Raw genomic sequence first — 13,973 nt, forward strand, 5'->3', positions numbered from 1 at the left:
GCGCGGGAAGCTCCGGGTTCAAAGATCGAGATAGCTGCTGTCGCGCCGGTTCACGCGGCGCACCAGGTGGTCGAACACATCGCGGGCACCGCCGTGGCTGGCATTGAAGGTCAGCGAGTCCTCGTTGCAGCGCCGGGCCATGGCGTCGGAGACCATGCGCGGCGCACCCATGGACAGGGTGGCCATCTGCACGTCGCAGGCACGCTGCAGCGTCCACAGCACCACGAAGGCCTGGGGCAGGTCGCTGCCCCAGCTGAGCAGGCCGTGGTTGCGCAGGATCACGGCCTTGCGGTCACCGATGCTGGCCAGCAGGCGCGGCCCTTCGTCGGCATGGATGGTGATGCCCTCGAAGTCGTGGTAGGCCACCATGCCGTGCAGTTGGGCGCTGTAGAAGTTGCTTTGCGACAGGCCCTGCTCCAGGCAGGCCACGCCCATGCCGGAGGTGGTGTGCGTGTGCATCACGCAGTGGGCGCCAGGCAGTCCGTCATGGATGGCCGCATGCACCACGAAGCCGGCCGGGTTGACCGGATGCCGCGAGCCGTCCAGCACCTCGCCACGCACATTGATGCGTACCAGGTTGCTGGCCGTGACCTCTTCGTAGTGCAGGCCGAAGGGGTTGATCAGGAACTGCTTTTCCCCGCCCGTCACGCTGTCGGGCAGGCGCACCGTGATGTGGTTGTAGATCAGCTCGTCCCAGCCCAGCATGGCGAAGATGCGGTAGCAGGCGGCCAGTTCGATGCGGGCGGCGCGTTCGTCGGGATGCATGGCAGTGCTCATGGTGTGTCGTCGTGGGAGTGGAGGGAGAAGAGTCAGGGCTGCACCGAGGCCGGATCCTGGGCCGGACCCTGGGCCAGTCCCTTGTCAAGCGCCTGCGACGCCCGGTCCAGCTTGCCGAGGATGCGGTCGAGCTGGGCACGCTCCTCGGCCGTCAGCGCATTGAGCAGGGCCGCCTGGTAGGGGCGGGCGCGCGCCAGCACGTCGTCGAAAACGGCCTGCCCTGCCTCGCTCAGTTGCAGCAGGTGGCGGCGCGCGTGCTCCGGGTCGGCGCGGCGCAGCACCCAGCCCCGGTCGATCAGCGGCTGCAGCGCGCGGCTGATCTGGGCCTTGTCCATCAGGCTCAGGCGCGACAGCGCGCTGGCGTGCAGTTCACCATGGCGCTGGATCTGGCCCATGAGCCGCCACTCGGTCAGCCCCACGGGCGATGCCGGCGCGATGTAGTGGCGCGTTACCTGGGTCTGCAGCGCATTGGACAGCGCGCCCAGGCGGAAGGTCAGAAAGTCCTCCAGCGCCAGCGTCTGGCTGCAGACCTGCGTGTCCGGTGCAGGGCCGGTGGCGGCATCGGCGGCAGGGATCGTGGATGTGCGTGGGCGGGGCATGGGTCCGAGGGAACCGGAGTGGCGATTGCGATGGCCGCATGATCCACCAATGTTGACATATCAACATTGGTGGCAACCCTGAGAGCCCTGGCGGCCTGCAGGCCGCCAGCGGGCGCACGGTAAAACCCATGCACCCGCGCCGCGCTCAACGCTTGAGCAGTTCGTTGGAAGGCAGGGTCTCGTCCAGCAGCTTGCGGGCCGTCTCCACGCCCGCCACGGGCAGCAGCGCAGGGTCCAGCAGGCCCACCTGCACCAGCACGCTGGCCTGGTCCCAGTAGATGTGCTCGTGGTAGAGCTTGTCGCCCCGGAACTTGACCACGGCCAGCAGCGGGATCTCCACGCGCCGTCCCGTGGGCCGCACGCCGGGCAGCATCCACGGGATCTCGGTGGTGTGCGTAAAGCAGAACAGCATCTCGTCCACCACCTGCGAGGCTCCCACCGTGCGTGAAATCGGGGTCAGCGATGTGTCGGGCGGATTGCTGTTGACGAAGTGGTTCGTGTAGAAGGCGTGCAGGTTGCTGAAGCCCACGCCGCCGGTCATGGTCGGGATGTGGTTCACGTAGGGCTCGGCCACCATGGTGGCCATGGTGTCGTCCACGTTGCGCGTGGCGAACTCGTACTCGCAGTGCTTGTCCCACAGGGCCGCCAGGTCGAAATGCGGGCCGATGGCGGACTTGAGCGTGGCAATGCTGCGCTCGTGCGCCATCAGGGCCGAGGCGCGGTGGAAATGGTCGCCGCCCTTGCGCGCGAAGGCGTGGTCCACCCCGGGGTAGACGTGCACGGCCACGCGCGGGCGGCCACCCAGCGCCTGGACGATGCGCTGGCGCGCCTCGGGCGGGCAGAAGGCGTCGAGCTCGGCCACATGCAGGGTGAGCGGGCAGCGGATGCGCTCGGCCTCGTCCAGCGCCGCCTCGATGCCCACGCCGTAGTAGCCGACCACCGCATCGGCATCGGTGCGGCAGGCGGCCAGGTAGGCCAGCTTGCCGCCCAGGCAAAAGCCCAGCACGCCGGCCTTGCCGTCCGTGACCTCGGGGCGCTGGCGCAAGGCGTTCAGGCAGGCCTGGATGTCCTGCACGCCCAGGGCCTCGTCGAATCCCTTGTAGAGGCCGAAGGCGCGCTCCCAGTCCGCCGGCGTGTAGCCCAGTTCCACATCGGGCTGCTGGCGCCAGAACAGGTCGGGCACCAGCACCACGTAGCCTTCTTCGGCGTAGTAGTCGGCCACCTCGCGCATGGTGGCGTTGACGCCGAAGATCTCCTGCGCCAGCACCAGGCCGGGGCCGCTGCCCGAGCGCGGCACGGCCAGGTAGGCGTTGAAGCTACCGCTGCCGTCCAGCGCGCCTATGCGCACATGGCGGCCTGCCGGGGGTTCTTTCTGCTGCATGGGGTTGTCTCCGGTTCAAAGGGTGGGGATAGGTGCGGTGCCACGGGTTCCATGGCCCCGTCAGACGCACCCGGGGTGGCGCGCCGCCAGCGGATGGTAGCCCGCCGGACTTGTCCGGTTCGGCGTGCAAACCGCCGTGACAGCGGATACTGGCCCGCTGCCGCGCGGGCGTGTCCCGTCCGGGCCTGCGAAGCCGGGTTCAGGCCTGGAGGCCCGAACGCAGTTCAGCCCCGGCCCACGAAGGGCATCTTGGTGGCCATCACCGTGTGGAACAGCACATTGGCCTCCAGCGGCAGGCTGGCCATGTAAAGCACGGACTGGCCCACCACATCCGCGTCGATCAGCGGCTCCACCGCGATCTCGCCATTGGCCTGGGGCACGCCCTTGGCCATGCGCGATGCGAGTTCGGTCATGGCATTGCCGATGTCGATCTGGCCCACGGCGATGTCATAGGCGCGGCCGTCGAGCGCAGCGGTCTTGGTCAGCCCCATGACGGCATGCTTGGTGGCCGTGTAGGCGCTGGAATTGGGACGCGGCGCATGCGCGGAGATGGAGCCGTTGTTGATGATTCGGCCGCCGCGCGGCGACTGGTCGCGCATGGTGCGAAACGCCTGCTGCAGGCAATAGAACATGCCGTTGAGGTTGACATCGACCACCTCGCGCCACTGCTCGGGCGTCCAGTCCAGGAAGGAGCCGGGCGGATTGCCCCGGCCGGCGTTGTTGAACAGCAGGTCCACGCGCCCGAAGCGCTGCACCGTGCGTGCGAACAGCTGCTCCACGGCCACCGGGTCGCTGACATCGGTGGCAATGCCCAGCATGCGCTCGCCCGCGCCGTACTTGCCCTGGGCCTCGGCGCAGGTCTCGTCCAGCGGCGCCTGGCGGCGGCCCGCCACCACCACCTGGTAGCCCGCGCCTGCCAGGGCAAGCGCCACGGCCTTGCCCACGCCCGTGCCCCCGCCCGTGACCACGGCCGTCTTTGCGTTCTTCATCTCCATTGCTTGTCCATCCTGTAGTGCATGTATTGCAGCCGCCGCCCGCGCACCGGTGGCGGGCGGCGCCGCTGCATTGTCCCCCACGGCGATGGCGCAGTGCGGGCGTGGACTGTCGCCCACGGCGATTGCTGCACCGCCGCACAACCAGCAGCCATCCATAGCTCTTGCGGCAATAAGCTCAAGCGCAGGCGGCATGGAAAGTCTTTCAAAACAAGGCCTTGCAGCGCTTCACAGTCGCTATAAGGAAATGTGAATTCCGTCGTGGTGCGCGCCCGGGCCGGGTGTTGCAATGCCTTCAGAGGCCATGCCGGCAGGCGCCATGTGGGCGCCGCCGGGCAGGGTCTGCTGAAGGAACCACGCCATGCCCACGCGCAGAAACACATTGCTCTGGTCACTCGCCGCCACGCTGGCGCTGCCGGGGATCGCGGCCGCCGCCACACTGAAGATCGGCGTCACGCCCGGCTCGCTGGCCGACTCCGTCGAGGTCGCCGCCAAGGAGGCGCGCTCCCAGGGCCTGGACGTACAGGTCATCGAGTTCACCGACTGGACCACGCCCAACACGGCGCTGGCGGCCGGCGACATCGACCTCAACTACTTCCAGCACCAGGCCTTCCTGGACAACGCCATCCGCGAGCGCGGCTATGCCTTCACCAGCGTGGCCACGGGCCTGCTGCCCAACATCGGCCTGTATTCGCTCAAGACACAGCGCTTTGCCGACCTGAAAGAGGGAGCGCGCGTCGGCGTGGCCAACGACCCCGTCAACCAGGGCCGCGGCCTGCTGCTGCTGGAGAAGGCCGGCCTGATCCAGCTGCGCGAGGGCAAGGGCCCGCGCGCGGGGCTGGACGACATCGTGGCCAATCCGCGCAGGCTGCGCTTTGTAGAGATCGAGGGACCGCAACTGGTGCGCGCGCTGGACGACGTGGACCTGGCCCAGGGCTACCCGGCCCACTTCGTCAACGCCGGGCGGCCGCAGGTGGCCGGCAATGCGCTGCTGTATTCGGGCATTGACGACCTGTACTACGCCATCCGCTTTGTCTCGCGCCAGGACAACGCCCGGGACCCGCGCATTGCGCAGTTCGTGCGCATCTACCAGACCTCGGGCGCCGTCCAGGCCCAGATCCACAAGTCCTTCGCTGCCAACGACAGGCTGTACAGCCTGCCCTGGCGCAAGCCGTGACGCAGCACTTCCCTGCCTTTTTCGAACCCTTTCTTTCCGGAGATCCCGATGAAGCTTTCCCGTGTCCTGATCGCCCCGCTGGCCGCCCTGGCCCTGTTCTCCGCCCACGCCGCCGACAAGCTGCGCATCGGCGTGGTGCCCGGCGCCTATGCCGACTCGGTGGCCGTGGCCGCCAGGGAGGCCAAGGCCCAGGGCATCGATGTGCAGGTGGTGGAATTCACCGACTGGACCACGCCCAATGTGGCCGTGGACTCGGGTGACCTGGACATCAACTACTTCCAGCACCAGCCCTTCCTGGACAACGCCATCCAGAAGAACGGCTACAAGCTGGCCAGCGCGGGCACGGGCATCCTGGCCAACGTGGGCCTGTACTCGCTCAGGCACAAGGCCATCGCCCAGGTACCGCAGGGCGGCAAGGTGGGCATTGCCAACGACCCCGTGAACCAGGGGCGCGGCCTGCTCTTGCTGCAGAAGGTGGGACTGATCAAGCTCAAGCCCGGCGTGGGCTATCTGGGCAGCCTGGACGACATCGTCGAGAACCCCAAGAAGCTCAGCTTCGTCGAGGTCGAGGGGCCGCAGCTGGTGCGCATCACGGGCGACGTGGATCTCGCCCAGGGCTACCCGCACTTCATCGTGGCGGCCAAGGCCTTCGATCCCTCCAGCGGGCTCGCCTATTCGGGCATCGAGGATGCGCGCTTTTCCATCCAGTTCGTGGTCAAGGCCGGCCGCACGCAGGACCCCGTGGTGCAGAAGTTCATCCGCATCTACCAGAACTCCGAGGCCGTGAAGGCCGAGGCCCTGCGCGCCTTCTCCAACGACAAGCGCCTGTACAACCTGGCCTGGGTCAAGCCCTGAGCCGCGCAAGGAGGATGAGCGCATGGCCATCAGCATTGCAGCCAGACAGCCCCTGACGGGCGCGCCGGCCCCGCAGGCCGCACAGGCCGCACCCGCGCAGGCAGCGGCCGCCCGCGGGCCGGGGGCCGTGGCCTTCAGCGGCGTGGGCAAGACCTACCAGTCCTCGGCCGGGCCGGTGCAGGCGCTGGACGCGATCAGCCTGGAGATCGCGCCGGGCAGCATCTTCGGCATCATCGGACGCAGCGGCGCGGGCAAGTCCAGCCTGCTGCGCACCATCAACCGGCTGGAGCAGCCCACCAGCGGCCAGGTCCTGGTCGACGGCGTGGACATCGCCACGCTGGGCGAGGCCCAGCTGGTGCAGCTGCGCCGGCGCATCGGCATGATCTTCCAGCACTTCAACCTGCTGTCGGCCAAGACGGTCCATGACAACGTGGCCCTGCCGCTGCAGGTGGCGGGGCTGCCCCGGTCCCGCATCGATGCGCGCGTCAGGGAACTGCTGGCCCTGGTGGGCCTGCAGGACAAGGCCGCCACCTACCCCAGCCGCCTGTCGGGCGGGCAAAAGCAGCGCGTGGGCATTGCGCGGGCCCTGGCCACCGATCCCGAGATCCTGCTGTGCGACGAGGCCACCTCGGCCCTGGACCCCGAGACCACGCAGTCCATCCTGGAGCTGCTGCGCGACATCAACCGCCAGCTGGGCATCACCATCGTGCTGATCACGCACGAGATGAGCGTGATCCGCGAGATCGCCGACCGCGTGCTGGTGCTGGAGCAGGGCCGCATCGCCGAGCTGGGCGAGGTCTGGAAGGTCTTCGGCCATCCGCAGCACCCGGCCACGCGCGCGCTGCTGGCGCCCCTGCAGCACGGCCTGCCCGACGACCTGCGCCAGCGCCTGCGGCCCGAGCCGCCGGCGGGCTGCCATGAACGCATCCTGCAGCTGACCTACCGGGGCGAGAACGGCCTGGAGCCCGACTTCCCGCGCATCGCCCAGGCCCTGGGCGGCACGGTGCGCCTGGTGCACGGCGGCATCGACCGCATCCAGGGCCATGCCCAGGGGCAGTTGCTGATCGCGCTGCAAGGCGGCACGGCCTCCCATGACTGGAACACGCTGACGCAGGGGCCCGCGGCCATTGCGCATGACATCAAGGATCTCGGATATGTCGCTGAATCTGTCCATTCCCATTGAGCGCTACTGGAACGCGCTGGCCGACACGCTGATGATGGTTGGTGTCTCCGGCGGCATCGCCTTCGCCGTCGGCATTCCGCTGGCCGTGCTGCTCATCGTCACGGCGCCCGGGGGCTTCCTGGCCTCGCCGCGCGTCAACCGCGCGGTGGGCAGCGTGATCAACGGTTTCCGGGCCACGCCCTTCATCGTGCTGCTGGTGGCCCTGATCCCGTTCACGCGCCTGGTGGCCGGTACCACCATCGGCGTGTGGGCGGCCATCGTGCCGCTGGCCATCAGCGCCACCCCGTTCTTCGCGCGCATCGTCGAGGTCAGCCTGCGCGAGGTCGATCCCGGCCTGATCGAGGCGGCGCAGGCCATGGGCTGCAGGAAGTGGGACATCGTGCGCCACGTCTACCTGCCCGAGGCCCTGCCCGGCATCATCGGCGGCTTCACCATCACCCTGGTGGCGCTGATCAGCTCCTCGGCCATGGCCGGCGCCGTGGGCGCGGGCGGCCTGGGCGACCTGGCCATCCGCTACGGCTACCAGCGCTTCGACACCCAGGTGATGCTGCTGGTGATCGCCGTGCTCATCGTGCTCGTCACCGTGGTCCAGGTCCTGGGCGACGGCTACGTGCGCCGCCTGCGCAGCCGCTGAGGCCGCACGCCGCACTCTCTTGCAGGGGCCACCCCGGCCCCGCCTTCCCCATCGACTCCAGAACGAGGCACGGAATGACCACACCGGATGTCCAGGGCACAGCCTTGCCCGGCTCGACACACTACCGGCAGGACGGGGCGCTGACGCGCCTGCCCCTGCCCCCCACGCCTGCCCGCCGCATCGCCAGCGAGGCCGAGGCCCTTGAAGCCGCGCAGGCCCTGGCCGACGCATGGCGCCTGGACGCGGCCGACCGCGACCGCGAACGCCGCCTGCCCTGGGACGAGATCGAGCGCTTCACCGCCAGCGGACTGGGCGCCATCACCGTGCCCCGCGCCCATGGCGGGCTGGGGGCCTCGTACGAGACGCTGTCCCAGGTCTTCGTGACCCTGTGCGCGGCCGACCCTTCGCTGGGCCAGATCCCGCAGAACCATTTCGCCGTACTGCAGAACCTGCGCGACATGGGCAGCGAAGCCCAGCAGCGGCGCTGGTTCGCCGACGTGCTGGCCGGCCACCGCCTGGGCAATGCCGGCCCCGAGCGCAAGGGCCGCGCGGCCCATGTGCTGCAGGCCACGGCCCGCCTGTCGCGCGATGCCGAGGGCGGCCTGCGCGTCAGCGGCACGCGCTTTTACTCCACCGGCTCGGCCTTCGCGCACTGGGTGCCCTTCCGCGCCCAGGACGAGGCGGGCCGCATCGTCCAGGCCTGGGTGCGGCGCGACGCCCCGGGCGTGACGGTCTTCGACGACTGGGACTCCTTCGGCCAGCGCACCACGGCCAGCGGCAGCGTGCGGCTGGAGAACGTGCGCCTGGGCGAGGACGATGTCGTTGACGCCTGGCGGTTCGAGGGAACGCCCTCGCTGTCGGGCCCGGTGTCGCAGCTCATCCAGGCCTCCATCGACGCCGGCATCGCCCAGGGCGCGCTGCGCGACGCGCTGGCCTTCGTGCGCGAGAAAAGCCGGCCCTGGATGGACTCGGGCGTGCAGCGCGCCAGCGACGATCCCTACGTCATCCACGAGGTCGGCCAGTTGCAGATCGAGGTGGACGCGGCCCATGCCGTGCTGCTGGAGGCCGCACGCACGCTGGACGTGCTGGCCGATGGGCCCGTGGACGAGCAGGCCAGCGCCCGGGGCTCGGTGGCCGTGGCCGAGGCCAAGATCCTCACCACCGAGGCCGCGTTGCAGGCCGGCGAGCACCTGCTCGCGCTGGCGGGCTCCTCGGCCAGCCGCGCCGCCCACAACCTGGACCGCCACTGGCGCAACGCCCGCGTGCACACGCTGCACGACCCCGTGCGCTGGAAGTACCACCTGCTGGGCAACTACCTGCTCAATGGCGCCTTGCCGCGCCGCCACCAGTGGAACTGAACCCCATGACACAGACATCGACCCAGGAACTGCGGGCCCTGGCCTGCACACCGGGTGGCCGGCCCCAGCCTGCACCGCTTCCCGCACAGCCCGCCCACATCATCCGCAATGAAGCCGAGGCGCTGGAGGCGGCACGCTCCTTCGCCGCCCTGGTCGCCCCCGGCGCCCTGCAACGCGACCGCGACCGCCTGCTGCCCTGGCGCGAGGTCGAACAGTTCAGCCACAGCGGCCTGTGGGGCATCACCATCCCGCAGGAGTACGGCGGCGCGGGCGTGTCCACGGGCACGCTGACCCAGGCCGTGGGCCTGATCGCGGCGGCCGACGGCAACCTCGGCCACATCCCGCAGAACCACTACTACGCGCTGGAAGTGCTGCGCGTGGGCGGGTCGCCTGCGCAAAAGGCCTTCTTCTATGACCGCGTGCTGCGCGGCGAACGCCTGGGCAATGCGCTGGCCGAGATCGGCCACCGCGACTTCAGGCGCCGCACGCAGCTGCTGCGCGAGAGCGCCGGATGGTTCGTGCAGGGCAGCAAGTTCTATTGCACGGGTGCCCTGTTCGCGCACTGGATTCCGACCCTGGCCAGCGCGCAGGAGGATGGCGGCGAACGCATGTCCCTGGTGTTCATCCCGCGCGATGCGCCCGGTGTCACCGTCACCGACGACTGGGACGGCTTCGGCCAGCGCGTGACCGGCAGCGGCTCGGTGCAGTTCGAGCGCGTGCGCGTGGAGCCCGAGTGGGTCGTGCCCTTCACGAGTTCGTTCGAGCGCCCCACCACCATCGGCCCCTTCGCCCAGATCATCCATGCGGCGCTGGATGCGGGCATAGGCCATGGCGCCCTGCAGGCCGCCCTGCCCTTCATCCGCGAACACGCCCGGCCCTGGGTGGACTCGGGCGTGGCCAGCGCCGCGCAGGACCCGCTGCTGCTGCAGCAGCTGGGCAATGTCCATGTGCGCCTGCGCGCCGCCGACGCCCTGGTGGGGCGCGCCGCCCTGGCCGTGGACGCCGCGCAGCGTGCGCCCACGGACGACAGCGTGGCCGCCGCCTCGGTCGCCGTGGCGCAGGCCAAGGCGCTGAGCACCAGCGCCAGCCTGCTGGCCGGCAGCAAGCTGTTCGAGCTGGCGGGCACGGCATCGACCCTGGCCGGCCAGGGCCTGGACCGCTTCTGGCGCAACGCCCGCGTGCACACGCTGCACGACCCCGTGCGCTGGAAATACCACGCCGTGGGCAACTACGTGCTCAACGGCATCCGCCCTCCGCGCCACGGCGCCCTCTGACATCTTTCAACGACACAGGAATGGAATGCACATGTCCCCCAACAAGCTCTGGCTGAAGCTGGCCGCACTCATGGGCTCCGCGCTGCTGGCCGGCGCCGCCTTGGCCGCGCCCCTGAAGATCGGCGTGGTGCCGGGCATCTTTGCCGACTCGGTGGAAGCCGCCGCCAGGGAGGCCAGGAAGCAGGGCCTGGACGTTCAGGTGGTGGAGTTCACCGACTGGGCCACGCCCAATGTCGCGCTGGATGCCGGCGACATCGACCTGAACTACTACCAGAACAGCAACTACCTGGCCCATGCCGCGCGCAGCAAGGGCTTCCAGTTCACCAGCGTGCAGGCGGGCATCCTGTCCTACCTGGGTCTGTACTCCACCAAGTACAAATCCCTGGCCGATCTGCCCCAGGGCGCCAGGGTGGCCATCGCCAGCGACCCCGTGAACGTGGGGCGCGGGCTGCGTCTGCTGCAGCATGCGGGCCTGATCACGCTGCGCCCCGATACCGGGCTGCTGGGCACCCAGGCGGACATCGTCTCCAACCCCAAGAAGCTGCAGTTCGTGGAAATCGAAGGCCCGCAGCTGGCACGCACCACGCCCGACGTGGACCTGGCCCAGGGCTTTCCGTATTTCATCATCGCCTCCAAGGCCTTCGATGCCAGCAAGGGCCTGGCCTACACCAGCTACGAGGATGACTCCTGGGCCATCCAGTTCGTGGCCCGCAGCGACCGCGCGGCCGACCCGCGCATCGCCCGCTTCCTGGAGATCTACCGCAACTCCGACGTGGTGCGAAAGACCATCCACGCCTTCTACCTCAACGACCAGAAGCTCTACCGCCTGGCCTGGCTGAAGAAGTGAACGACAAGGCAGCAGGATCCGCCATGACCCAGCCCCGGCGCCACATCCACGTCAACGCGTTCAACATGAACTGCGTGGGCCACATACACCACGGCCTGTGGACCCATCCCCGCGACCGCTCCACCGAATACGGCACGCTCAAGTACTGGACCGATATTGCCCAGGTGCTGGAGCGCGGCCTGTTCGACGGCATCTTCATCGCCGACGTGGTCGGCTACTACGACGTCTACCAGGGCGGCGTGGACCTGACCCTGCGCGAAGGCATACAGCTGCCCGTCAACAACCCCTGGCTGCTGGTCTCGGCCATGGCGGCGGTCACCAGGCACATCGGCTTCGGCGTCACCGCCACCGTGGGCGCGCACAACCCCTACACCTTCGCGCGCGACGTCAGCACGCTGGACCAGCTCACCAACGGCCGCATCGGCTGGAACATCGTCACCGGCTATGTGGACAGTGGCGCGCGCGGCCTGGGCCAGCAGGGCCTGGCAGAGCACGACAGCCGCTACGACCGCGCCGACGACTTCCTGGAGCTGTCCTACAAGCTCTGGGAAGGCAGCTGGGAGGAGGGCGCCGTCATCGCCGACAAGGCGCGGCGCATCCACGCCCTGCCGGACAGGGTGCACGCGGTCTCGCACGAGGGGCCGTTCTACCGCGCCCACGCCATCCACATGAGCGCGCCCTCGCCCCAGCGCACGCCCGTGCTGTTCCAGGCCGGTACCTCGGAGCGCGGGCTGCGCTTCGCTGGCCGGCATGCCGAAGGCGTGTTCATCGGCGCGCGCACGCCCGAGGCCGCGCGCGAGGCCGCGCGCCAGATCCGGCAGGCGGCGGTGGACGCGGGCCGCCGGCCCGAGGACGTCAAGATCTACGCCGGCGTGGCCGTCGTGCCCGGCCGCACCGAGGCCGAGGCCCGCGAAAAACATGCCGACTACCTGGCCCATGCCAGCCCCGAGGCAGGCCTGGCCCACTTCGCCGCCAGCACGGGCGTGGACTTCGCGAAGTACGGCCTCGACGACCCCATCCCCTTCGGCACCACCAATGCCATCCAGTCGGCCGCCCAGGCCGCGCGCCAGCAGGGCCTGACCACGCGGCGCAAGCTGCTGGAGCAGTTCTCGCTGGGCAGCCGCTACACCACCATCGTGGGCGACCCGTCGCAGGTGGCGGACGCGCTGGAGCGCTGGATCGACGTGGGCGAGATCGACGGCTTCAACCTCACGCGCATCGTGGTGCCCGAGACCTGGGAGGACTTCGCCACCCTGGTCGTGCCCGAGCTGCAGAACCGGGGCCGCTACCGCACCGGCCACGGCGAGGACGCCACGCTGCGCCAGCGCCTGTTCGGCCGAGGCGACCGCCTGCCGGACAGCCATGCGGCGGCGCGCTGGCGCCGCTGACCCGAACCTCTGCCATCCCCCCAGACAGGCCCGTCCCGGAGGATTCCGGGCGGGCCTTGGACATTGCTGCCTCCATGACCACCCAGACTCCCTCCCAGATCCTCCCGCCGGTGCCCGAAGACGCTCCCACGCTGCATGCCTTGCAGGCGCGCTTTCGCCCCGTGTTCGAACACATCGCCCGGGGCGCGGCCGAGCGCGAGCGCACGCGCACCCTGGCCCATGACGCCATCGCCAGGCTGCGCGACAGCGGCTTCACGGCGCTACGCGTGCCGCGCCATTTCGGCGGCCTGGGCGCCACGGTGGAGCAGTTGTTCGCCTTGCTCGTGGAGTTGGCCGAGGCCGACTCCAACGTGGCCCAGATCCTGCGGCCCCACTTCGGCTTCCTGGACCGCGTGCTGATCGACCGCGATGCGGCCGCCCAGGCACGCTGGCTGCCGCTGGCCGCGCAGGGCGCCGTGTTCGGCAACGCCACCACCGAGACCGGCGCGGGCGCCGTGGGCGCTTTGCAGACGACCCTGGTGCCGGACACCGGCCCCGAAACCGGATGGTGGCGCCTGGACGGACGCAAGTTCTACAGCACGGGCGCGCTGTATGCCGACTGGGTCACCGTCGTGGCCCGTGCCGTCGTGCCGGGCCGCGAGGACGAGACCGTGCACGCCATCGTCCCCACCCGCCAGCCCGGCGTGCAGCGGCTGGACGACTGGCGCGGCTTCGGCCAGCGGCTCACGGGTTCGGGCACCACGGTGCTCGACCGGGTACGTGTGCCCGAGGCCGATGTGATGCGCTTTCCGCGCGCCCGGCCCACGCCCCTGGTGGCCTACTTCCAGCTGTTCCACCTGGCCACCCTGGCGGGCATCGCCCGCGCGCTGCGGCGCGACGCCGTGGACTATGTGCGCGCGCGCCGGCGCGTGTTCAGCCACGGCAGCGCGGCCCTGCCCAAGGACGACCCGCTGGTGCAGCAGATCGTGGGCCAGCTGGGTGCCACCGCCTATCTGGCCGAGGTGGTCGCGGCCGATGTGGCCGCCGCGCTGGGCCGCATCGCACGCGAACGCGCCCAGGGCCATGAAATCCCCCTGGAGGAACTGGACGCGCTGGAACTGCGCACGGCCCAGGCCCAGGTGGCCGTGGCCGAACCCGTGCTGCAGGCCGCCGCGCGCCTGTTCGAGGTCGGCGGCTCCAGTGCGCTGGCCGAGGACCTGGCACTGGACCGCCACTGGCGCAACGCGCGCACCCTGGCCTCGCACAACCCCGTGCTCTACAAGGCCCGTTCGGTGGGCGACATCCTGCTGAACGATGCCCGTCCCGTGTACTACTGGAACGTGGGCGTGGCGGGATGAAGGCGGTGGCGCTGCCGGCATATCGCCGACGCTTATTTGCATATGCACCCGGCTGGAAAATTCCTTTGCAAAACAAGGCATTGCACGCGCCGCAAAGCTCATAAACAAATGCGCTCAACTTCTTTCCCCCGCGGCATGAACCGGCCTGTAATGAAGGCATCCAGGGCGGTC

At 69.7% G+C, this 13,973-nt stretch carries 13 protein-coding genes; 9 read left to right on the forward strand and 4 right to left on the reverse strand.

Translation table 11 applies throughout. The features are described from left to right. Positions 1-18: 18 nt before the first annotated feature. From L1Z78_RS22540 to L1Z78_RS22555, 4 genes are all read right to left on the reverse strand, one after another. Positions 19-777, reverse strand: a complete 759-nt coding sequence (locus L1Z78_RS22540) for a class II aldolase/adducin family protein (RefSeq protein WP_234638569.1) — start codon at positions 775-777, stop codon at positions 19-21. Positions 778-809: 32 nt separating this feature from the next. Further along, entirely contained in the window at positions 810-1,376 is a 567-nt protein-coding gene (locus tag L1Z78_RS22545) for a MarR family winged helix-turn-helix transcriptional regulator (protein ID WP_234638570.1), read from the reverse strand. Between the two features lie 145 nt (positions 1,377-1,521). Next, a complete protein-coding gene (locus tag L1Z78_RS22550; RefSeq protein ID WP_234638571.1) occupies positions 1,522-2,757 on the reverse strand; it encodes a dienelactone hydrolase family protein in 1,236 nt (411 codons plus the stop codon). A 224-nt stretch (positions 2,758-2,981) separates the two neighbouring features. After that, positions 2,982-3,752: an SDR family oxidoreductase gene (locus L1Z78_RS22555; protein WP_234638572.1), complete on the reverse strand. Its 771-nt coding sequence runs from the start codon at positions 3,750-3,752 to the stop codon at positions 2,982-2,984. Positions 3,753-4,110: 358 nt separating this feature from the next. Between L1Z78_RS22555 and L1Z78_RS22560 the strand changes: the two genes are divergently transcribed. From L1Z78_RS22560 to L1Z78_RS22600, 9 genes are all read left to right on the forward strand, one after another. Then, a complete protein-coding gene (locus L1Z78_RS22560) occupies positions 4,111-4,926 on the forward strand; it encodes a MetQ/NlpA family ABC transporter substrate-binding protein (RefSeq protein WP_234638573.1) in 816 nt (271 codons plus the stop codon). A 48-nt stretch (positions 4,927-4,974) separates the two neighbouring features. After that, the gene (locus tag L1Z78_RS22565; protein WP_234638574.1) at positions 4,975-5,781 is read left to right on the forward strand and encodes a MetQ/NlpA family ABC transporter substrate-binding protein; all 807 of its coding nucleotides are present in this window, start codon (positions 4,975-4,977) and stop codon (positions 5,779-5,781) included. Between the two features lie 22 nt (positions 5,782-5,803). Continuing rightward, positions 5,804-6,964: a methionine ABC transporter ATP-binding protein gene (locus L1Z78_RS22570; RefSeq protein ID WP_234638575.1), complete on the forward strand. Its 1,161-nt coding sequence runs from the start codon at positions 5,804-5,806 to the stop codon at positions 6,962-6,964. Beyond that, positions 6,936-7,598 (forward strand): methionine ABC transporter permease, encoded by a 663-nt coding sequence (locus L1Z78_RS22575; RefSeq protein ID WP_234638576.1) that lies wholly within the window; start codon positions 6,936-6,938, stop codon positions 7,596-7,598. The genes L1Z78_RS22570 and L1Z78_RS22575 overlap by 29 nt, the downstream gene beginning before the upstream one ends. Positions 7,599-7,672: 74 nt before the next feature. Further along, positions 7,673-8,956, forward strand: coding sequence for an SfnB family sulfur acquisition oxidoreductase (locus L1Z78_RS22580; RefSeq protein WP_234638577.1), 1,284 nt, complete (start codon positions 7,673-7,675; stop codon positions 8,954-8,956). A 5-nt stretch (positions 8,957-8,961) separates the two neighbouring features. Beyond that, entirely contained in the window at positions 8,962-10,230 is a 1,269-nt protein-coding gene (locus L1Z78_RS22585; RefSeq protein WP_234638578.1) for an SfnB family sulfur acquisition oxidoreductase, read from the forward strand. A 31-nt stretch (positions 10,231-10,261) separates the two neighbouring features. Continuing rightward, a complete protein-coding gene (locus tag L1Z78_RS22590) occupies positions 10,262-11,077 on the forward strand; it encodes a MetQ/NlpA family ABC transporter substrate-binding protein (RefSeq protein ID WP_234638579.1) in 816 nt (271 codons plus the stop codon). A gap of 23 nt (positions 11,078-11,100) precedes the next feature. Next, a complete protein-coding gene (locus L1Z78_RS22595; RefSeq protein ID WP_234638580.1) occupies positions 11,101-12,465 on the forward strand; it encodes an LLM class flavin-dependent oxidoreductase in 1,365 nt (454 codons plus the stop codon). 74 nt (positions 12,466-12,539) lie between these two features. Next, the gene (locus L1Z78_RS22600) at positions 12,540-13,802 is read left to right on the forward strand and encodes an acyl-CoA dehydrogenase family protein (RefSeq protein WP_234638581.1); all 1,263 of its coding nucleotides are present in this window, start codon (positions 12,540-12,542) and stop codon (positions 13,800-13,802) included. Positions 13,803-13,973: the final 171 nt, after the last annotated feature.

This window comes from Delftia tsuruhatensis, assembly GCF_903815225.1.
Taxonomy (GTDB): domain Bacteria; phylum Pseudomonadota; class Gammaproteobacteria; order Burkholderiales; family Burkholderiaceae_C; genus Comamonas; species Comamonas tsuruhatensis_A.

Excerpts from the sequence above, each read along its gene's own strand:
- L1Z78_RS22580 (WP_234638577.1), top strand. The coding sequence starts at position 7,673 with ATGACCACACCGGATGTCCAGGGCACAGCCTTGCCCGGCTCGACACAC.
- L1Z78_RS22565 (WP_234638574.1), top strand. The coding sequence starts at position 4,975 with ATGAAGCTTTCCCGTGTCCTGATCGCCCCGCTGGCCGCCCTGGCCCTG.
- L1Z78_RS22560 (WP_234638573.1), top strand. The coding sequence starts at position 4,111 with ATGCCCACGCGCAGAAACACATTGCTCTGGTCACTCGCCGCCACGCTG.
- L1Z78_RS22600 (WP_234638581.1), top strand. The coding sequence starts at position 12,540 with ATGACCACCCAGACTCCCTCCCAGATCCTCCCGCCGGTGCCCGAAGAC.
- L1Z78_RS22550 (WP_234638571.1), bottom strand. The coding sequence starts at position 2,757 with ATGCAGCAGAAAGAACCCCCGGCAGGCCGCCATGTGCGCATAGGCGCG.
- L1Z78_RS22570 (WP_234638575.1), top strand. The coding sequence starts at position 5,804 with ATGGCCATCAGCATTGCAGCCAGACAGCCCCTGACGGGCGCGCCGGCC.
- L1Z78_RS22585 (WP_234638578.1), top strand. The coding sequence starts at position 8,962 with ATGACACAGACATCGACCCAGGAACTGCGGGCCCTGGCCTGCACACCG.
- L1Z78_RS22575 (WP_234638576.1), top strand. The coding sequence starts at position 6,936 with ATGTCGCTGAATCTGTCCATTCCCATTGAGCGCTACTGGAACGCGCTG.
- L1Z78_RS22540 (WP_234638569.1), bottom strand. The coding sequence starts at position 777 with ATGAGCACTGCCATGCATCCCGACGAACGCGCCGCCCGCATCGAACTG.
- L1Z78_RS22545 (WP_234638570.1), bottom strand. The coding sequence starts at position 1,376 with ATGCCCCGCCCACGCACATCCACGATCCCTGCCGCCGATGCCGCCACC.
- L1Z78_RS22590 (WP_234638579.1), top strand. The coding sequence starts at position 10,262 with ATGTCCCCCAACAAGCTCTGGCTGAAGCTGGCCGCACTCATGGGCTCC.
- L1Z78_RS22555 (WP_234638572.1), bottom strand. The coding sequence starts at position 3,752 with ATGGAGATGAAGAACGCAAAGACGGCCGTGGTCACGGGCGGGGGCACG.
- L1Z78_RS22595 (WP_234638580.1), top strand. The coding sequence starts at position 11,101 with ATGACCCAGCCCCGGCGCCACATCCACGTCAACGCGTTCAACATGAAC.